The organism is Bacillus sp. EB600, from assembly GCF_024494385.1.
Taxonomy (GTDB): domain Bacteria; phylum Bacillota; class Bacilli; order Bacillales; family Cytobacillaceae; genus JAEVLT01.
On sequence record NZ_JAEVLT010000004.1, the window covers coordinates 1 to 18995 of the forward strand.

Sequence of the window (18995 nt, forward strand, 5' to 3'; positions counted from 1 at the left end):
ACAATTTCTAAAAGGCAACTTCATTATTATATTCTCAACTGAATACTTTGTCAACCACTTTTTTATAATTAACTTTTCATCAGCTACAAAAAAATTATATCATTCTAATTCATTTTTGTCAACTTCCGCGAAAATTATTTGGTTTTAAAAAATTCGCTTTCTTGAAGCTTTTAATGAATCAGCTTTCCTAGAATAACACCTTCCGTGTCACCTTACAATAGGAGACTTTTTCCAATTGGTTGGTATTCACCTATAATTATGTTCAATACAAAGTATATTAATCGTACAACTAATACTCCCTTTCGAAGAAAAAGAATAAAACAAAATATCATTTTAACACTTTATTACAGGATTTTTGATCAAGCATTTTAAATGATCAAACTTTATATTAAATTTAAAATTGAATAATAAAAAAAGGCTTAGAGGTTAGATCACCTTAAGCCTTTATCCCTTTTCTCTTTTTCCTTTTTTAAAAATTGCTTGAAATCCTCTTTCGTTATATTGGATTTCATCGCTTCTTTTGCTAACTCACCCCACTCTTCAGGAAGGTCATGCTCTTCTGTTGTCATACTTTTTCTCCTTTTTAATCTATTTTATATTATATAAAGGTAGCGGATTCTAAACAAAAATTTAACCAAGCAAGAAACAGGGGAGAGATAACCCCCTCCTTTTAAATACGCTCGATAAATTGACACACAAAGCAAAAAGTAGTAGTTGAAGTTTTATGCAGGTTCTTTCGACCATCTGGTTGGCAAAGATTCATTTATGCCGCATTTACCACAAAATGCAACTGTATTTTCATCGGGAACAAACGGAGTATCTGAATAAAGCTCTTTTATGGCCTTAAGCATCCTTTTGCCGATTCCTTGACCACGATGGGAAGGGTTTACTGAAATGTGCTGTATTTGGATTAGGTGCTTATCTACAAATAAAACACCGATCAGTCCAATGATGCCTTCCTCCTCTTTCCACAAAAAGAGTTGGCGATCTTGTTCTGTTTTATATTGATTCATCGTCATCTGAAGCTTTTGTAGTTCTTTTTCGTTCGGCATAAACGATAATAAGCCCATTGCTATTTTTTCAAACATTTTTTTGTAACGTATCAACATATTAATCCCTCATTCACATGAAATGGACGATGTAGCTACCCGTTCAAGCGTTGCTATATGAAAATCGTAATAATGGTATAATGCTTTATTATTCTCTTGCGGTAATTTCAATACTAAATTCAATGTATCATACATAGAACTTTACAGTTTTACAATATGATTTAATTCTCATTAAAAATTAATTGCAGAAAATAATTATTCTATTAAAACTGCTGGGATAAATAATAGTTAGTTTTCCCTCTTTCCTAATCTAGCAGAGAAGTTTACCAAATGAAACTTTATGCTTTCTTATCACCAAAAGATAGAAGACCAACAGGTAATTCCCATACCTGTTGGTTTCCCTTTAAGCATTGATTCTATTCTCTATAATTTCTGTAATTCTTCCATATTCAAACATAATTACTCTTTGAGCATTTTCTACCACTTCTTTATCGTGAGTTACCATAATGATCGTGTGCCCCTCTTGATGTAATTGATCAAAGACATCCATTATGATTTGTTCATTCTCATCATCCAAATTTCCAGTAGGTTCATCCGCAAGAATTAAAGAAGGATAATTTATGAGTGCTCTAGCAATACACACTCTTTGCTGTTCTCCACCTGAAAGCTGCCCCGGATGATGATGAAGACGATCTTTAAGCCCCACACGAGATAAGGCAGCAATTGCTTCCTTTTCATCAGGCATACTGTGCTAATACTGTGCTAACATAACGTTTTCCAAGGCAGTTAAATGCAGGATAAGATGAAACTGTTGAAAAACGAGACCGATTGTTTCCCTGCGTAACTCAGTCAATTGCTTCTTATTTAACTGAGAGGTCTCAACCCCATTAATTTTACAAACCCTGTTGATGGAGTATCCATACAACCTATGATATTTAATAACGTGCTTTTCCCAGAGCCGGAAGGGCCCATTATCGCAACCCATTCCCCTTCTTTAACACTTAGGTCCATCTTCTTTAAAACTTGAAGATTTCCATAACTTTTTGAAATCCTTCAATTTCTAAAATCGACATCTTTCTTCCTCCTTTAATTTCCCTTTAACACAATGGCTGGCTGAACCTCCATAATTCTTCTAACCGGAAAAAAGAAAGAAATAGCAACAATTAACAGTGCCAGTATATAGGTCCAGGGAATGAGCATAAATTAAAAAGCAATATCTGCATGGAAAACGCTGTTTCCAATTAATTGAGCAATATAAAATGCAGCGGTTATACCAAAGGTACTTCCAATGATACTGATGATCACACCTTCAGTCAGGAATTCAAGAAATAATAATTTATTAGAAGCCCCAAGTGCTTTTTTTAATCCCACTTCTTTTCGCCTTTCATTGATCATACTGATCATCGTAATGGAAACAGTTAGAATTGTAATGACAAAAATAATCATTCCAATTAAGCGAATTAAATTCTGAATCTTTCCTAGCATTTTTTCTTCTGATTGTCCCATTTGTTTAATTGGTTTCACATTTATTCAATGGATGGACACTTGTAATGTTCCCGCTTTTTTCTCTAAATTAGAACCCTTTTCTAGTAAACTTAACAAAATGATATCGGTTGATTTCTTTTGTGAAAGTTTTTCAGCCAGGTCTGTACTGACAAAAATTTGATTGTCCTCCTTCCCGCCCGAGGTAACAACTCCTCTCACTGAAATCGTCATACCGCGTTTGTTCTGGTCAAAAAGTTCAATGTCTGAACCTGGTTTGATATCGTATTTTTTTGCTATATTGACGCCTACCATTGCTTCCTTTATATTTTTCCGGTCGTTAATCCAACTGCCATCCACACGCCAATAGGGACTTACCTTCTTCATTTGATCCAACCATGTTCCTGCCAGAACCACTGGTTTCTCGTTCATTTGAACAACTGAATACTGCATTGGCTTATACCAACTATTTTGGATTTTGGGATTTTATCAGTAATTTGGTTTACTTTATCCATCTCTATCTTTGAAGTTTGTTTAGATGGATAGATTAATATATTCGCTCCATATGCCCGAAACTCTTTACTCATTTTTTCATTTATATCGTAATAAAGATTTACTAAACCGCCAATTATACTCGTTCCTAAAACAATTACAAGTAACGAAACAATTGTAGGTACTTTTCTATACAACAGTGCCCGCAGCACTAACTTAGAAAACAATTTATACTTTTCCACCTTTGTCCTCACCTCCCCTGGAGTACACCGACGGGATCTAAGCGAATAATTTTTCGAATAGCAGGATAACTTCCTACGCAAGTCATAACGATTGAAAGTAAAAGAATAAGTGGAAATCCAATCAGTTTAATTGTTATTTCTGTTCCAAAAATACTCTGGCCCATAAATTGCGTAATAAAGATGCCGATTCCATATCCTGCAATTCCTCCAATTAAACCGCTTATCATTGCTTCACTAATAAACAGCAGGACAACTGAACTTTCTGTTGCTCCGATTGCTTTCATCAGTGCAATTTCCTTCCCTCGTTCGGAAATTTTACTATTCATTAAACTTGCGATCCCTAAGGCAGAACAAATGGTTGCTCAACAGAAATAATAAACATCATACCTTTAATTTTATTTAGGATGACACCTTCTGATTGTGCGATCTGACGAATGGGTTTTGCTTCAGATCCTTTTATTACTTCCTCAATCTGATAAGCGATGGCACTGGCATATACTGTACAATACCATGTTTCATATTCCTTTTCGCTTAAATAAGAAGGATTGTCACCAGCTTTTTTCGCCAGTTCATTTTCAGGAACGGTTAAAGCACTTACCTCCGCCCTTCTGATCTTCCCTGGAAGTTCTAAAGCGGTCTGCATCGTATTTAATGGAACAAAGATGGATTCATCTTCCACTCCATCAGCGTCGATAATACCAACAATTTTAAAAGAAACTTTTTTTGGCCCTTTTAATGAATGTGTTTCTACTTCTATATTGTTTCCTTGTTCAAGGTTTAGTTCCGTAGCCAATTGTTTTCCAACAACGATTTCTTTACTGTCGTTTCCCTCTTCAGGCCATTTTCCGTTCATCTTCCACCAGGATTTCATCGTCGAAAGCCCCACTGCTGAAGCATTGTTGCCATTTTGTTGAATTCGCTTGTTAAACCAGGTACCGATCAAACGAACTGATTTTTGTTTAGAGCTAATCTTGCCTGTTGCCTCAAGATAAGGGACAAAATTAAGGATATTATTTGCCCAAAAAATTTTTTTAACTGATTTTCCAGCAACGATAAAGCGGGCTTCTGTGTGATCAGGAAAACGATACGAAAAGACATTTAATCCTTTTTCTTTTAGCATGTCATCATGGATATGGATATGCCCATCACGGGATGTTACTTCAACCGGCGGATTTGAAGTTACCGCCTTTGCTTGGATGACTTTCGCACCAGCTAAGAAAGAAAAAAAGATCATCTGAATGGCAGCAAAACTATAAAGCCATCTGCGGGTTCTTACTGATTGTGCAAATAGTTTCCTTTTTTCAGCCGGATTGGCAAAGGTAACTTTTTTCTCCTTTATAAAGCGGTAAATAGATATTGAAGAAACGAATAAAAACGAGACGATTGTAATGGCTATAATATAGAAAAAGTAATCTTTATGGTTTACTAGTGGAGCAAGAACTTCTAATGCCCACATGGTTAAAGGCAGAATCTGCAAACTAAAGAGCATTTGCAGCAACTCAGTTAATTCTTTTGCCAAAAGAATTAGCGATTGAGAAATAAACAAAATGAATACAAATTTTCTATTCATTTTGAGCCCGAGCCGGTTCATTCCCAGCGCCATAAAAAAAAGCAAGAGGACGGCAAGTGCAGTAAGCGCCATTTTTCCAATCCATTCGGTGTTTATCCCATTTGCCATCGAAAATTGCGGGATGGAAGCAAGAATAATAAGCTCGGATTGTACAAGTGCAAAAACAAATGAAAAACTAAATAGAACCGCTTTTCCATACTTATTCAGTTGGTTGCGATAATTTGAAATAACCCAAATCAGGCATAAACCTATCAGCAAAAATAAGAGGCCTTTTTCCGCTACATCCAGCAACTCTAATCGAACAACATATTTTTTTATGAAATAAATAATAATAGCACCGGCTGTACCAAAAATGCTTCCATAAAATATCGTGGAAACCAGTGAATGGAAAATTTTATCAACAATTTTTAACATCAAATCCAATTGACAATGATTCTCATTATCTATAAAATTATGTATATGATATTCAGAAAATTCAAGGGGGTAACACCATGTTGAATATGCTATATGGATTAAAAGACATTCATACTGTTATATCGAACCACCGAAAACTTGGCGGGGCTGTTGAAGCAGACATCATTCGTTTATCTTCAGGTGAAACCTATCATAACCCGGTGTTTACGAATGTTGACATGTCGAAAGGTCAATATGTTTCCCTTTGCTTTATTGATGAAAATGGAACAAATATTATGTTTCATGTTGATCAAATCGGTGTTATCAAAGGATTAAAACATAAATTAATTTGTCAGCTAAATAATCTTCATGTAAAACAAATATTACTTCAGGATACCATCCGATACTTACAAAAATTATGCCAGGTAAATTCTGGGTTTATAACAAATTCCTTTAAGAAGGAATCACTAAAACTTGTGAAAGATATCAGTGTAATTGAACTTAAAAACCACAATGTGTCTCTTCCGTTCCCTCTTGAAGAAAAAATTATCCCTATAAATGACCGGATCTATGCATAAAAACGAGGTTCCCGGAGGAGCCTCGTTTTCCTAAAAAAATCCCTGCCCGGCAAGCTTAACTTAATTAGGTTTTGTATACTCTTGTTTATTCGTTTTGACAGCGCCTTCAGGTCTGAATGACAGACTTGATTATTTGTCTCTTAAAATCTAGCGTTTCATATACATAAATTGAATAGAAATCTATTGAAAGTGAGGTTGTTAGGTTGTTAGTGTGTAAAAGACATGTAAAGGATGCCCTTAAAAAGTTTGACGTCCCCCATGTTTCAAAGTTAACTCAAGTTATATGTACATGTTCAATTTGTAACCAAAAGGCAGAATTTAAAGTTTTTTATTCAATGCCTTATTATAGAAGAAAAGAAAGCGTAAAATAATCCCTACCTTCAGGATAGGGATTATTTTTATGCTTCCTTTCTCTCCTTTTTTAAGATGTTTCTTCCCTTTCCGTATGGAATACACATCGGAGTTCCAAATAAAGGATCAATCATTATTTTACAATCCATTCCAAACACGTTCTTAACAAGATTACTATTGATTACATACTCGGGCTTACCTTGTGCAAAAATCTTTTGGTCCTTGATCGCAACAATATTATGTGCATAACGACAAGAGAGATTTATATCATGCAGTACCATCACAATCGTTCGATGTTCTTTCTCGTTCAGTTCAAAAAGCAAATTAAGAATTTCGATCTGGTGGGTCATATCTAAATAAGTAGTCGGCTCATCCAGTAAAATAATATCCGTATCCTGTGCAAGCGTCATTGCAATCCAGGCACGCTGGCGCTGCCCTCCCGATAAAGAATCTACGGTCCGATCTTTTAAATGCTCAATCCCTGTTGCTTTTAATGCATCCTGTACTTTCTTTTCATCTTCTATTGACCATTGTTTTAACCAGGATTGATACGGGTAACGGCCCTGCTTTACCAACTGAAGAATCGTAAGGCCTTCTGGTGCCTCTGGAGATTGGGGAAGAATCGCCATTTTTTTAGCCACATCTTTTGTAGAAAGCTTAGCAATCTCCTCCCCTTTAAGTAATACGGCGCCTGATTTTGGTTTTAGAAGCCGGGCAATAGAATGCAAAAGTGTTGATTTCCCGCAGCCATTTCCTCCGATAAAAACAGTAATCTCTCCTTTTGGAATCTTAAGATTGAGTTCATTGATGATAATCGTATCTCCATATGAAAGTGTTAATTTTTTTGTTTCAATTTCCTGCCTCATTTTAACGCTCCTTTCAACTTATTTTTGAAAAATCTATGCGTTTCTCGTCTTAAATAATAAGTATATAAAGTATGGCGCCCCAATTCCCGCCGTAAAAACACCTGCAGGTATTTCCAATGGTGAAAATAATGTTCGCCCTGCTAAATCCGCCAGCATCACTAATATTCCACCCAGCAGGGCCGAAACAGGCAATAACGCTCCAAATGCAGAACCCACCAGTCTTCGTGCCATATGAGGTGCCATTAAACCAACAAAACCGATTCCGCCGGCGAAAGCAACCGCGCCGCCAACGAGGCCCGTGCTGAGCATTAATAACGTAAAACGCTGCATTTGTACCCGGCCTCCCAGACCTGTCGCTATCTCTTCGCCAAGTTCTTGAATATTTACATTCCTTGCGTAAAAGAATGCTATTATTAAAAGAATGATCGTCCAAGGCATTAGAACAGCTACATTTTTCCATGTTGAGCCGTATACTGTTCCGGTAATCCAAATGTTTGCCTGGCTAGTTTGATAAATGGGCCCTAAAACCATCATCAATGTAGTGAGAGCCTTCATTAAGGTCATGATCCCAATTCCAATCAGAATAAGTCTGATTGGCGAGATACCATTTTTCCAGGATAAAAAATAAATAAGGAACACGGCGATTGTTGCTCCGACAAAAGCGGCCACCGGCAGCCAGTTGATGCTTACCGTTAATACATGTGTTTTTTCATCACTAAAAATGGCTAAAAAACCGACAACCGCAACGGCGGCCCCACCGGAAATCCCCAACATATCAGGAGATGCAAGTGGATTTCGAATCATCCCCTGCAAAATCCCCCCCGCAACTGCAAGGCCCATTCCTGCCATTAAAGCAATGATAATTCTCGGCAATCGAAAGGAAAAGATGACAAGGCGGTCCATTTCTGCCCCACCGCCGAAAAACGCCTTCAATACCTTTATAGGGCTGATTTTCATTTCTCCTAGACCTGTGCTGGTAATAACAACAGCTGCAGCTCCAATCAGCAATCCAACGAAAACAAATAGTGCTTTTTTATCGATTAAGTATGAAATTTTCCCTTTAAATATTCGAAAGACTTTGTTTTGATTCATCATCCATTGAACCCCTTTCTGGCAATATAGATGAAAAATGGGGTTCCGATCATTGCAGTCATAACACCAACTGGAACTTCCTGCGGCATCAATATGTATCTGGATGCAATATCAGCTGCAACGAGTAATACTCCTCCCAGTATCCCGGAAAACGGGATCACCCAGCGATGGTCAATCCCTACGAGGGAACGGGTCAGATGCGGAACAACGATTCCAATAAATCCGATTGGACCTGCAACCGCAACTGCCCCTCCTGATAGCAGGATAACAATGACCCCAACACTTATTTTTATGAAAGCAGTATTTAATCCAAGTCCTTTCGCCACATCTTCCCCCATTGACAGCACATTCATTTTAGCTGCCATCAAAATAGAAGCAATCCAGCCAAAAGCCAAATAAGGAAGAACTGCCGTTAGGTTTTCAAGCTTTCTTTCTGATACTGAACCCGCCAGCCAAAATAATACTTGTTCTAAAGCAGCTTCATTTAAAACGAGAATTCCTTGAGTAAAGGAGGCGAACATCGCGGTCATTGCGGCTCCGGCAAGGGTCAGCTTCATGGAAGTTAACCCTTCCCTGCCTATTGACCCAACAGCATAAACACTAATTGCTGCAATAGCCGCTCCTGTAAAAGCAACCCAAGTGAAGTATTGAAGATTCCCCATACTAAACATGGTTACAGCTATTACAACAGCAGCTCCCGCTCCCGCATTAACCCCAAAAATATCCGGTGAGGCAAGCGGATTTTTTGCTAATGTCTGCATTAACACACCCGAAACTGCTAAACTCGCACCAACTGAAGCGGCAATGAATGCACGGGGTAGTCTTACCGATTGAATGACAATATGTTCATTTGAACCATTAAAATTTGTAAAAGCATCAATGGCCATCCCCCAGGATGTTTCTGTATACCCGTACACGATACTTGCACACATTAAGAAACACAGAATAATAATACCCGCGGCAAAGCCTATCCATTTTTGAGATGTATTTTTTAATAACATAGCTTAATACCTTTCCCACTACTGAATTATGTTTATCAGTATAGTAGACAAGTAGAAACCCGTCAATGATTTTGATAATCATTTTCAATTAGCTGTTGACATGGTAATAAATCCATTTTATGATAGATTACAAGTGATAACGATTCTCATTTACAATGATACAGGAGGCTACATAGTATGCAAGGTTTTAAACAATTATTTGCCATTTTTTCTTTCGTTGCACTCTTCCTTCTTGCCGCTTGCGGTAACGACGCGGCTGAAGAAAAACCAGCTGCAACAAAAGAAGCAGACAAGAAAACGGAAAAAACAAGTTATACCGTCGAACATGCAATGGGTACAACCACTTTAGAAAAAAAACCTAAGAGAATTGTCGTTCTTACAAACGAAGGTACAGAAGCATTATTGGCATTAGGCGTAAAACCAGTGGGTGCTGTTCAATCATGGCTTGGAGATCCGTGGTATGATCATATTAAAAAGAAGATGGACGGAGTAGAAGTTGTCGGTGTTGAGCAAGAAGTAAATTTGGAGAAAGTTGCTGCCCTAAAACCTGATTTAATTATTGGAAACAAGTTGCGTCAAGAAGCTGTCTATAATCAACTAAGTGCGATTGCTCCAACGATTTTTTCAGAAACACTAAGAGGAGATTGGAAAGAGAATTTTGAATTATATGCAAAAGCTTTAAACAAAGAAGAAAAAGGAAAAGAAGTATTAAACGATTTTGATAAACATGTAGACACTTTAAAGCAAAAACTCGGGGATAAGGTTAATCAACAAGTTTCCGTTGTCCGCTTCATGGCAGGAAAGTCCCGTATTTATTATACTGATTCTTTTTCCGGTATTATTTTCGACCAATTAGGATTTAAACACCCTAAACAGCAGGAAGAGCTCTTCACTCCAAACAATAAGCTAGGCAACCTTGCAATTGAGGTTGGAAAAGAAGTTATTCCGAAAATGGATGGAGATGTCCTATTCTACTTCACTTATGCGCCAAAAGGTGATCAAGCAGCACTGGATACAGCAAAAGAATGGACGAATGATCCACTTTGGAAAAATTTAAATGTAGTAAAAAGCGGGAATGCCCATGAGGTTAGTGACGCAGTTTGGAATACTGCCGGCGGCGTTATGGCAGCTAACTTAATGCTGGATGACCTTGAAAAAATTATGCTGAAAAAATAGACATTATTACAAATTAATTGCCAACTTAATAAGTCTGTATGATGAAAAAAACGAGGTCCGATAAGAACCTCGTTTTTTTACAAAAGAATTTCGGCTTGACAAGCTAATCGGAAACCGTTATTTATCTCTGCCTTTAACTTTTCTTTCTCTTTTTCATTTGGCTTGGAAAGTCCAGTGCCATTCTCAACGATTTTTACAGAACATAATCCACATGTTCCTTTGCGGCATTTGTAGCTTAATTCATTTCCCTGATTTAATGCAGCATCCAGCAGTTTCCCCTTCGCAGGGCGGATTTCAAAACTCTTTTCATTTTGCTGCAAGATAATGTTCTTTGAATACGGTAATTCCCGACGGGATCTGTTTGGTGTTAATACTGTATGTAGTTTTATACTTCCCGGAATGAGGGATCCAACTGTCCATACTCTATTATCCATTTTGATACCATCAAGGCTCAGGGTCTTCCAGCGTACAAATAGCAGATGGACGCTTAATTCGCAGTACGGCTGTTTCGTAAACGCGGAATGGATGATTCATTCCTTCATCTCCCAGGTAGGCTGTTTCAAAATCCTCTGAAATAGCAAGATCTAAATTATTCCTTCCTGTATTAACCAGGACTCCTGTTTTTCCTTTTAAGACAGGTGATTGAAAAACTCCATCTGTCACAAGCTCACGGACATGCTCAATTTCAAGAACGTTTGTATCCCTATGTACACGATGCAGCAAGGAGTATAGCTCAGGGGATAACACCAGGGCAAACGGTCCATTTTGGTTCATTTCAAGCAATTTACTTCTTGCTTCCACCACATCCTGAAAGGCATTCCCTGATTCATACCACTCCCCAATTAAATGTGTTAACCGGCCTTTTACGTTCATAAGACCCGGAATATCAAATTCCTTCGATCCGTGAAAAATCATCTGATCCTCTAAAATGGCTACATCACGGGCCGCATTTGCAGCGGGTGAAAAATCGATCGGGATATCTAAAACTTTCGCCTGCTCGAGATCACGCCAGTATAAAACGAAATCTTTATACAGCATGGGGATTGTATAATTGACCCGTTTGCTTGTTTCGATCTCTGGATCAAATGATCCTTGGAAATCCATTTTAGCTTCATAGTTTTCCATAAAAATATCATTAAAAATGCTTTGCACGCCTCTTCCAAGCGGGCCGTACAATTCAATAAATCGTCGTCCCACTAATTGCCTTCTAGCCGCTTCAATGACAGTTTGTTCTAATCTCTCCATGTCCTGATTTGTTAATGGCAAATCCTGTGAATAAGATGAATAGTACATTTTTTTCCTCCTTTTCCCTTATCCGATTAAACTCCCTACTGTAAATCCCTTTGCTTTGTTTATGGTTTGTGAAGAATCAGAAACGGATTTAGCCAAATGATCATGATCTTCATCATGGTGTGCATGCGGATCCACATATTGATGATCAAACCTTGCATTTATTTCCGTCAGTATTTCTTTTACTAATTGATAATCATGATATGAAACATCTCTCATCTGCTTTAATAGCGTACTTCGCTCGCTATCTGTAAATTGAAAAAGTGCTAAATCAAGATGCTCAACGAAATTATGTAATCCAAACTTTTCAAGGTTTAATTCCTGCAAAAGGCGATTAAATTCATTGTTAGTTGGTACAAAATCTGTCTCTTCTTTTTCTTGTTCAAACTGGCTGATCAGCGGGATCAGTTCAGCTAAACGGGACAGCCGCTGCTCTTCCTCTTCTGTAATATGGTGATAATATAGGCGTTCATGTTCATCACTAGCGTTTTTGATTACTGGATCAAGCATATCGATAAATTTTTCAATAGCATCCCTAGTTGTGGTAAAAATACGAAAAAGTATTTTTAATTCCTCTCTCACATCCTGCACCTCCTTGATTTTAAAATACATTCCATTATACCCGCACACTCTATTTTTAATAAGTCAAACCTCACTATTTATCCAAAAATGTATTTTATAGGAAATATTCAAGAGGGTTTGACAAATGTGTGTTCCTTGCAGTAGTAGTTAGCAGAAATCGGAAAAACGTTCAGCTGTTTAGTCCTAAAAAAAGGGTCATTCCCCCGTTACGTTAAAGTAACGGGGGAATGACCCAAATGTCTGCTATCTTACCTGTGTAAGGTAGTAGGTTACTCCTTTCATAGCATTCACTTTATCAAATGCTATTCGTTTTTTATTTTATATAAACATATTTATAATTAATACACCTGCAAGTCCAATTAAACAAAGAAATTCAATGAATGCGAAGATTAATAAATTTTACTCACCTGAACATGCCGGAAAACGAAGTGTAATCCTTGTTCCAATCCCCTGTTCACTACGAATTTGAATTTTTCCATTCATGCTTTCAACAATACGATAGACGACCATCATCCCAAGTCCCGTACCTTTAGGGCCTTTTGTTGAAAAATAAGGCTCACCAAGTCGGCTTTTTTGTTGATCACTCATACCTACGCCTTCATCAGATATTGTTATGCTTACCATTGATTGGTCCCTGCAGCAACCAATGGTAAGTGTTCCGCCTGCAGGCATTGCTTCAATTCCATTTTTGATAATGTTAACGAGAACTTGTTGAAACATCCCAGCATTCCCTTTAATTAAGCACGAACATAAACTAGATACTATTTCCACACGACTCATTTTGGCTAAAGGGTCAATAATCCGCAAAGCCTTTTCAATTTGGGATTGTACCTTTAGATTTTCAAATTTTTCAGGTGCTGGTTTTGCAAACGTAAGATAATCTCGGATTATGCCTTCTGCATGGTCTAATTCACTTATGGCAATTGATATGTAATCTTTTGCTTCATTTGTAATTTCCTTTGACTCTGACAGCAATTGTAAAAATCCACGTGTAGAAGTCAATGGATTGCGGATTTCATGAGATATACTTGCAGCAAGTTGTCCTGCTACTTCCATTTTTTCCATTCGAACTAGTTTACGAAGAAGCATCTGCTGCTCTCTCATCAACTCAACCATATAGCCAACGATCAACATGCCTCCCGTTTGGATACCAATATAGGAAATACAAATTTGAAACGTGATCGGTAAATGGAAAAGATATTTAGCTCCCGCTAATGTCCACAGTGACATAAGCATCATTAAAAAACCCGTTAGTAAATTTTTTTCCATCTTAGATAATCGAATATATATAACCCGAAATTTCATTATCACGAAATAAAAAATGAGAATGTTAATGATCGCAAACCATGAATGTTCTACTCCATTCGAAAGGCGTAAACCAATAATCAATAGAACCATCCATATTCTTGTTAGTCTTCCAGCATATAAACATCCAAGTACAAACGGAACAAAACGCAAATCAAAAATAATCCCATCAGAATATTTAAATGGAAACAACATACAGAAAGCAATCGTTATCGTTAAGCAAAAAAAGATGACTATTTTAGTTTGAGAATGCTTGGATTCTAGCTGATTCATCTTATATTGGAGAAAGAGCAGAGCAATTAATATGACTAGTAGATTTATGAGAAAATGCGAAGTACTTTCCATCATGATGCCTCCACTCAACAATTGATTTAATTATAAGACATTATTCTGGAATAAGAAATAAATTATTTTGTTCTATTGACTTCTTGAAACCTCAATCTTCAACAAAACCACACGAATTTTGGCCGATAGCGTTTAGATGTTTTGTTTAGAAATTATTGCGAACTGAATTATTTCAAAAAGATTAACTTGATGCCTTTATTAATAGCCTTTTCTAAATGTTTTATCTGTTTTTCCGCTTGATACTTTTCAATGAAATGATAGCCGATACATTTTATCGTGATGGAGCCTTCATTTTCATTCGTTTTTTGCAAGAAGACGCTCTTTACAATCCCTCTTTTAGATGCATCGAGGGCAGCCGCTAACTTTGTCAAAGCACCGGCAATCCTGATTTCTTGGAGCTCTTCTCTCGTGAACCAGTTTGCAAATGGTCCACAGTATTGTTTTAATAATGTTTTATTTTTAAATGAGGCGATTAACGCCAACTTTAAACGATCCTTGTGCTCTAATCCATTAATCGATGAATTAGCTAATAAATAAAATGTATGTTGACTATATAAATCCGGGTCAACATATTGACCCAAATAATAGACATGTGCACTAAAATCAATCATTTTCTTTGTATTATCATCCAAACTAATTCCAAACTTTGTTTCTAATTGAGAAGATATTTGTTTAGCAAGGTAAGCAACATGCTCCGAATGTTTTGTACTAATCCGATAATCAAATACTAATTCATTGATACTCCTCTTAACTATCTCATCTGTATCAAAGAGATCGCCTCTGTTTTCATATTTTTTTAAGAAGATTCCATCTCTTAATCCTTTCCCGCTAAACATAAATTTTTCTGATTGAACATATTCACTTAATTGAACAAAAACTTCTAACGCCGGCAGAATAAGATCAGAACGGTCTTTCGATAAACCTTCAAGTTTTTCTACTTGGATGGTTTTTAAGCTTTCTACTATAGAAAGAATTTTATTCAAATCCATTGGGGTCATCGTATATTGGTGGATTCCTGATAGTGGATAATTTTTCATGTTTTGGTCAATCTGTGCCACATTTCTAGCACTGCCTCCGATTGCAATGATTGGTACTTGCAAATCCTTGAGCCACGGTAATTTTTGAAAAGATTGCCTGATAAAATCGAGTAAACTGTCTTTTTCCTCTATTGTTATTTTTTCACCCTTTATAAACTGTTCTTTCAAAGAAACAACCCCAAAAGGAAAACTATGTGAGTGAATTAATTGTCGATTTTGAAAATAGGTAATTTCGGTGCTTCCGCCGCCAATATCAATCGTGACACCTTCGTCTATCGGAGTTGTTTGAATTACCGCAAAGTAGCCATAATAAGCTTCTTCCTTTTCAGACAAGATATTGATTTCAAAGCCAGTTTGTTCTTTTACAATTTTTAAAATTTCATCTTTGTTAACTGCTTGTCTGATTGCAGCTGTTGCCACACATTTGACATGTTCCGCACTGTGAAATTCTAAAACCTCGTTAAATCCCTTTAAAATTTTTATTAATAACGTGATCCCTTTTAATTCGAGCATTCCGTTTTTATTTAAATAATGACGAAGTCTTGCCGCTGCTTTGATGTTTTCTGCTTCTTTATATCTCCCTAATTCATTTTTATGATAAAGCACAAGCCGGATTGTATTCGACCCTATGTCAATGATGGCCCATTTGCTTTTCGAAGGTTCCATATGTATCTCCTTTGTGAATCATTTTTTCCATTATACAATAAATTTTCTATCAATCTTAATGGGTCAGCTGTCCGAGACCAGCTGCATTTACACTCACAATGCTTGTGAGTTACCTCTTGATGTCTTAGCTCACCTATATTTATTGCCATATAAAAAAGCCCTGCAGGCAACAATCCTTTTCCTACAGAGCTTTTTTCATTTTTATCTTTCAATAAATCTAATGAGAAGATTTATGCCTGTTGTACAAAAGGAATTGTCTGACTTACTAACTATTGTGGGAACAGTGAACGAAACGCTGTAATCACATTTCTTTTACAGATACTTTTAAACTGGCATCATTATGGATAAGATCTGCTAATCTTTCTTTAAATGCTTTTTTAATATTGTCAATGTCGCTTTTTGGAGCATTAAGCTTTTTTTCGTATCGTTTGATTTGAGAAAGCGATGTCTCTGTATCATTTATATCGCTGAACTTTTGTTGTAATTGTTTATAATAAGTCTCTTTTTGTTGGAATTTTTCATTGAAAATCTCATTTAAATAGTTATAAATATAAAATAATGATGCTGATTTTTTCTGAACGGCATCAAGTGTTTTAATCGTGTCAGCATTTGTTTGACCTTTCTCTTCAACAGATCGATAGAAATTATCGGCAAGTTGGTTAAAGCATCCTTCATCTTGAGAAAGCACATTTTCTTTCACTGGTGGCAAAATATAAAAAACAAGTTCATTAGTAATGAATTTCTCCACTTTATTAACAAATGAATCGTTAAAGATTGCAGGGATTTTCTCGAACATTTGTTGTTGCAGTTTTTGCTGTTTTTTTGTACCAGCTTTGACTAGTGCAGCGTAGGCTTTATTTTCATTGCTTTTATTCTTTGCTTCATCAAGAAATACATATGATTGTCGAACGCTAGTTAATACCCGGTTCATTTTTCGAACTGCCAGTAACAATTCATGGTTTTTCTCTAAGCCTAAAAATTCAAGGACAGCCCGTATTTTTAGCCCAATTACTCTGGCTTGAAGGATAACTTCCGGATGATCTGTTGAAGTACATCCATTACACTTCTCACTGTATTCCTTAAATAATGTTACAAGCGGCTCTTTCCATGTTGAGGTAAGCTTCTCAATACCAATATGTAAACACTCTCTGCAAATCCATTTTTCATGTACCTGAAGCAAAGACTCACTACTGCTGCAAATGCTGCATTGTTGTTCATTATTTTCCATTTCCATTCCTATTCACCCCGCTTAAAATTTTTAACTTTTTCACTTTTGATTATGTTTAGAAGAATGTGCTGATTACACTTGGCTATTCTTCATCTTCCATGACTTGATAGGCCTTATCAAACAATACGATTTGGCTTTCGATTTCAGGATCCGTTTTACCCCTTGACACATAGTGGTAACGACCGTCTACATCCTGCTCCCTGGCTTTCACATTGTCAGCCAGTGCACTTGCTAATGCTTCCTTCAAACGAATTTTACTATCACCCTCAAAAATTGGAAATAAGATTTCTACCCGTCTATCCATATTTCGTGTCATCAGATCCGCAGATGAAAGGAAGATTTTTTCTTCGCCATTGTGATGGAAATAGTAGATCCGACTATGTTCTAAAAACCTGCCAACAATGCTGCGAACCCGGATGTTTTCACTTACGCCCTTAATTCCTGGTCGCAGGCAGCAGATCCCGCGAATAATTAAATCAATTTTAACCCCAGCATTTGATGCCTCGTATAGTTTCATTATAATCGTTTTATCTGTTAATGAATTCATTTTTGCGATTATATGACCATTAGAAAATCTTTTTTGAAAATTAATTTCTTCATCAACGAGCGCAATAAAGTCTTTCCGAATATCAAACGGTGCCATAGAAAGATGATGAAAATCAGGTTTTTCTGAGTACCCGCTTAAATAATTGAAGAAATTAGTAGCATCAATTCCAAACTTCCTTTTTGATGTGAATAAACCCAAATCAGTATACATTTTGGCTGTTTGATCATTATAGTTTCCAGTGCCAAGATGAACAAATCGTTCAATCCGATGGTTTTTTCTTCTGACGACCAAGGTAATTTTAGAATGTGTTTTTAGATGATCCATTCCATAGATTACATGACATCCAGCCATTTCAAGCTCCTTCGCCCACTGCACATTATGTTCTTCATCAAATCGGGCTCTAAGCTCCACTAAAACGGTCACTTGCTTTCCGTTTTCCGCTGCTTTCTTTAATGCTTCAATGATTGGTGAATCCCCGCTTACACGATAAAGAGTCTGTTTTATCGCTAAGACATCTGGATCATCTGCTGCTTCAGCAACAAAATCAACAACTGGCTGAAACGATTCATAGGGATGATGCAATAATATATCCTGTTGTGAAATTTTATCAAAGATATTTTCATCAGATGAAAGGTCATGGGGTGGTTGAGGAATAAGTGTTTCATAAACTAAATGATCTAAACTATTTTTCATTTTATTATAAAAATAAAAAAAGATTGTTAAATCCAATGGACCATCAATCTCATATACATCTTTTTGATGAATCTCCAATTCTTCTGTTAAATAATGTAAGACGCAAGGATCAAAACCCTTTTTCTGAATTTCAAGCCTAACGGCCGCACCCCTTTTGCGGTTTTTCAGCTCCTTTTCAATTTCTTTAAGTAAATCACGTGCTCCCTCTTCATGGATCGTCAAGTCTGCATTCCTCGTAATTCTAAAAACAGAAGCCGAAACAACCTTATATCCTTTAAATAATTTATCAATAAAATAACTGATCACTTCTTCTAGGAGGATGAGCTGCACTTGATTGTCCGAGTTTAGCCGTATAAATCGGCCTAAAACTGCGGGAACTTGGACAATGGCAATTTTTGAGCTGCTTTCTTCCTTCTCATGATTGTCGGAAATGACGATCGCGAGATTTAAACTTTTGTTAAGGAGCATTGGAAATGGACGGTAAGCATCAATGGCCATTGGGGTCAAGACAGGAAAAATCTGCTCGTCAAAATAATCCTCCATTTCCTTCAGCTGCTCTGCCGTTAGCCTATCTATGTGAAGAAATTCAACATTCTCCTCCATAATCTTTGGTAAAAGAACTTTGTTTAAGGTTTCATATTGTTTCTCAACTAAGCTGTGGGTTCTAAGTGCAATTTGACGTAATTGCTGTTTAGGAGTCATCCCCGCCTTATTTTCAGGTTTATTAAAACCGGCCTCTACTTGATCCTTTAATCCAGCCACGCGCACCATAAAGAATTCGTCAAGGTTCGAGCTAAATATTGCTAAAAATTTAAACCTTTCTAATAATGGATTCCGTTTGTCAAGTGCCTCTTCCAACACGCGTTCATTAAAGGCAAGCCAGCTTAATTCTCTATTGTTGTAATAATGCGGACTATTAAGTTTCACATCATTTTTATTAATTGTTATCAATTTCTATCCATCCTTTTATTCGACAATCTTCCTAAGTCTATTATACTATTGTGTTTCAC

General features: G+C 36.7%; 21 protein-coding genes. 2 read left to right on the forward strand and 19 right to left on the reverse strand.

What is annotated here, in order from left to right; all coding sequences use genetic code 11:
• Window positions 1–431: 431 nt before the first annotated feature.
• The 9 genes from JN080_RS05870 to JN080_RS05910 form a co-directional block, all read right to left on the reverse strand.
• Window positions 432–569: an anti-repressor SinI family protein gene (locus JN080_RS05870; RefSeq protein WP_256234994.1), complete on the reverse strand. Its 138-nt coding sequence runs from the start codon at window positions 567–569 to the stop codon at window positions 432–434.
• A gap of 153 nt (window positions 570–722) precedes the next feature.
• Window positions 723–1109 carry a GNAT family N-acetyltransferase gene (locus tag JN080_RS05875; RefSeq protein ID WP_256234995.1) on the reverse strand — a complete coding sequence of 129 codons (387 nt, stop codon included), beginning with the start codon at window positions 1107–1109 and terminating at the stop codon, window positions 723–725.
• Between the two features lie 343 nt (window positions 1110–1452).
• Complete coding sequence (locus JN080_RS05880) at window positions 1453–1794, reverse strand: ABC transporter ATP-binding protein (protein ID WP_256234996.1); 342 nt, start codon at window positions 1792–1794, stop codon at window positions 1453–1455.
• Window positions 1795–1913: 119 nt separating this feature from the next.
• A complete protein-coding gene (locus JN080_RS05885; RefSeq protein WP_309144660.1) occupies window positions 1914–2060 on the reverse strand; it encodes an ATP-binding cassette domain-containing protein in 147 nt (48 codons plus the stop codon).
• A gap of 192 nt (window positions 2061–2252) precedes the next feature.
• The gene (locus JN080_RS05890) at window positions 2253–2534 is read right to left on the reverse strand and encodes an FtsX-like permease family protein (protein ID WP_256234997.1); all 282 of its coding nucleotides are present in this window, start codon (window positions 2532–2534) and stop codon (window positions 2253–2255) included.
• 45 nt (window positions 2535–2579) lie between these two features.
• The gene (locus tag JN080_RS05895) at window positions 2580–2984 is read right to left on the reverse strand and encodes an ABC transporter permease family protein (RefSeq protein WP_256234998.1); all 405 of its coding nucleotides are present in this window, start codon (window positions 2982–2984) and stop codon (window positions 2580–2582) included.
• On the reverse strand, window positions 2960–3265 hold the full coding sequence (locus JN080_RS05900; RefSeq protein WP_256234999.1) for a hypothetical protein: 306 nt from the start codon (window positions 3263–3265) through the stop codon (window positions 2960–2962). The genes JN080_RS05895 and JN080_RS05900 overlap by 25 nt, the downstream gene beginning before the upstream one ends.
• An 8-nt stretch (window positions 3266–3273) precedes the next feature.
• A complete protein-coding gene (locus JN080_RS05905) occupies window positions 3274–3591 on the reverse strand; it encodes an FtsX-like permease family protein (protein ID WP_256235000.1) in 318 nt (105 codons plus the stop codon).
• Window positions 3592–3605: 14 nt separating this feature from the next.
• Window positions 3606–5249: an ABC transporter permease gene (locus JN080_RS05910; protein WP_375141595.1), complete on the reverse strand. Its 1644-nt coding sequence runs from the start codon at window positions 5247–5249 to the stop codon at window positions 3606–3608.
• Window positions 5250–5326: 77 nt separating this feature from the next.
• Between JN080_RS05910 and JN080_RS05915 the strand changes: the two genes are divergently transcribed.
• Window positions 5327–5806, forward strand: a complete 480-nt coding sequence (locus JN080_RS05915) for a hypothetical protein (protein ID WP_256235002.1) — start codon at window positions 5327–5329, stop codon at window positions 5804–5806.
• Between the two features lie 398 nt (window positions 5807–6204).
• Here JN080_RS05915 and JN080_RS05920 read toward each other — a convergent pair whose 3' ends face one another.
• From JN080_RS05920 to JN080_RS05930, 3 genes are read right to left on the reverse strand one after another with little or no spacing between them, the layout of a single operon-like run.
• The gene (locus JN080_RS05920; RefSeq protein WP_256235003.1) at window positions 6205–7023 is read right to left on the reverse strand and encodes an ABC transporter ATP-binding protein; all 819 of its coding nucleotides are present in this window, start codon (window positions 7021–7023) and stop codon (window positions 6205–6207) included.
• A 33-nt stretch (window positions 7024–7056) separates the two neighbouring features.
• A complete protein-coding gene (locus tag JN080_RS05925; protein WP_256235257.1) occupies window positions 7057–8115 on the reverse strand; it encodes a FecCD family ABC transporter permease in 1059 nt (352 codons plus the stop codon).
• On the reverse strand, window positions 8115–9116 hold the full coding sequence (locus JN080_RS05930) for a FecCD family ABC transporter permease (RefSeq protein ID WP_256235004.1): 1002 nt from the start codon (window positions 9114–9116) through the stop codon (window positions 8115–8117). Before JN080_RS05930 ends, JN080_RS05925 begins: the two co-directional genes overlap by 1 nt.
• Before the next feature lie 177 nt (window positions 9117–9293).
• Here JN080_RS05930 and JN080_RS05935 point away from each other — a divergent pair, with 177 nt between their 5' ends.
• Window positions 9294–10292 carry an ABC transporter substrate-binding protein gene (locus JN080_RS05935; RefSeq protein WP_256235005.1) on the forward strand — a complete coding sequence of 333 codons (999 nt, stop codon included), beginning with the start codon at window positions 9294–9296 and terminating at the stop codon, window positions 10290–10292.
• Between the two features lie 77 nt (window positions 10293–10369).
• On the opposite strand, the gene JN080_RS05940 is transcribed toward JN080_RS05935, so the two are convergent.
• The 7 genes from JN080_RS05940 to JN080_RS05970 all read right to left on the reverse strand — a co-directional run bounded on the left by JN080_RS05940 (window position 10370) and on the right by JN080_RS05970 (window position 18912).
• The gene (locus tag JN080_RS05940) at window positions 10370–10726 is read right to left on the reverse strand and encodes a 2Fe-2S iron-sulfur cluster-binding protein (protein ID WP_256235006.1); all 357 of its coding nucleotides are present in this window, start codon (window positions 10724–10726) and stop codon (window positions 10370–10372) included.
• A 10-nt stretch (window positions 10727–10736) separates the two neighbouring features.
• A complete protein-coding gene (locus JN080_RS05945; RefSeq protein ID WP_256235007.1) occupies window positions 10737–11585 on the reverse strand; it encodes a family 1 encapsulin nanocompartment shell protein in 849 nt (282 codons plus the stop codon).
• An 18-nt stretch (window positions 11586–11603) separates the two neighbouring features.
• Window positions 11604–12164: an IMEF encapsulin system ferritin-like cargo protein gene (locus JN080_RS05950; protein WP_256235008.1), complete on the reverse strand. Its 561-nt coding sequence runs from the start codon at window positions 12162–12164 to the stop codon at window positions 11604–11606.
• Window positions 12165–12563: 399 nt separating this feature from the next.
• Window positions 12564–13814: an ATP-binding protein gene (locus JN080_RS05955; protein WP_256235009.1), complete on the reverse strand. Its 1251-nt coding sequence runs from the start codon at window positions 13812–13814 to the stop codon at window positions 12564–12566.
• A gap of 167 nt (window positions 13815–13981) precedes the next feature.
• The gene (gene ppx / locus JN080_RS05960) at window positions 13982–15517 is read right to left on the reverse strand and encodes an exopolyphosphatase (RefSeq protein WP_256235010.1); all 1536 of its coding nucleotides are present in this window, start codon (window positions 15515–15517) and stop codon (window positions 13982–13984) included.
• Between the two features lie 301 nt (window positions 15518–15818).
• Window positions 15819–16751, reverse strand: coding sequence for a CHAD domain-containing protein (locus JN080_RS05965; RefSeq protein WP_256235011.1), 933 nt, complete (start codon window positions 16749–16751; stop codon window positions 15819–15821).
• Window positions 16752–16827: 76 nt separating this feature from the next.
• Window positions 16828–18912 (reverse strand): RNA degradosome polyphosphate kinase, encoded by a 2085-nt coding sequence (locus tag JN080_RS05970; protein ID WP_375141596.1) that lies wholly within the window; start codon window positions 18910–18912, stop codon window positions 16828–16830.
• Window positions 18913–18995: the final 83 nt, after the last annotated feature.

Excerpts from the sequence above, each read along its gene's own strand:
- JN080_RS05890 (WP_256234997.1), bottom strand. The coding sequence starts at position 2,534 with ATGCTAGGAAAGATTCAGAATTTAATTCGCTTAATTGGAATGATTATT.
- JN080_RS05920 (WP_256235003.1), bottom strand. The coding sequence starts at position 7,023 with ATGAGGCAGGAAATTGAAACAAAAAAATTAACACTTTCATATGGAGAT.
- JN080_RS05895 (WP_256234998.1), bottom strand. The coding sequence starts at position 2,984 with ATGCAGTATTCAGTTGTTCAAATGAACGAGAAACCAGTGGTTCTGGCA.
- JN080_RS05880 (WP_256234996.1), bottom strand. The coding sequence starts at position 1,794 with ATGCCTGATGAAAAGGAAGCAATTGCTGCCTTATCTCGTGTGGGGCTT.
- JN080_RS05945 (WP_256235007.1), bottom strand. The coding sequence starts at position 11,585 with ATGTACTATTCATCTTATTCACAGGATTTGCCATTAACAAATCAGGAC.
- JN080_RS05905 (WP_256235000.1), bottom strand. The coding sequence starts at position 3,591 with ATGAATAGTAAAATTTCCGAACGAGGGAAGGAAATTGCACTGATGAAA.
- JN080_RS05930 (WP_256235004.1), bottom strand. The coding sequence starts at position 9,116 with ATGTTATTAAAAAATACATCTCAAAAATGGATAGGCTTTGCCGCGGGT.
- JN080_RS05935 (WP_256235005.1), top strand. The coding sequence starts at position 9,294 with ATGCAAGGTTTTAAACAATTATTTGCCATTTTTTCTTTCGTTGCACTC.
- JN080_RS05870 (WP_256234994.1), bottom strand. The coding sequence starts at position 569 with ATGACAACAGAAGAGCATGACCTTCCTGAAGAGTGGGGTGAGTTAGCA.
- JN080_RS05885 (WP_309144660.1), bottom strand. The coding sequence starts at position 2,060 with ATGGACCTAAGTGTTAAAGAAGGGGAATGGGTTGCGATAATGGGCCCT.
- JN080_RS05875 (WP_256234995.1), bottom strand. The coding sequence starts at position 1,109 with ATGTTGATACGTTACAAAAAAATGTTTGAAAAAATAGCAATGGGCTTA.
- ppx (WP_256235010.1), bottom strand. The coding sequence starts at position 15,517 with ATGGAACCTTCGAAAAGCAAATGGGCCATCATTGACATAGGGTCGAAT.
- JN080_RS05955 (WP_256235009.1), bottom strand. The coding sequence starts at position 13,814 with ATGGAAAGTACTTCGCATTTTCTCATAAATCTACTAGTCATATTAATT.
- JN080_RS05940 (WP_256235006.1), bottom strand. The coding sequence starts at position 10,726 with ATGGATAATAGAGTATGGACAGTTGGATCCCTCATTCCGGGAAGTATA.
- JN080_RS05925 (WP_256235257.1), bottom strand. The coding sequence starts at position 8,115 with ATGAATCAAAACAAAGTCTTTCGAATATTTAAAGGGAAAATTTCATAC.
- JN080_RS05965 (WP_256235011.1), bottom strand. The coding sequence starts at position 16,751 with ATGGAAATGGAAAATAATGAACAACAATGCAGCATTTGCAGCAGTAGT.
- JN080_RS05915 (WP_256235002.1), top strand. The coding sequence starts at position 5,327 with ATGTTGAATATGCTATATGGATTAAAAGACATTCATACTGTTATATCG.
- JN080_RS05910 (WP_375141595.1), bottom strand. The coding sequence starts at position 5,249 with ATGTTAAAAATTGTTGATAAAATTTTCCATTCACTGGTTTCCACGATA.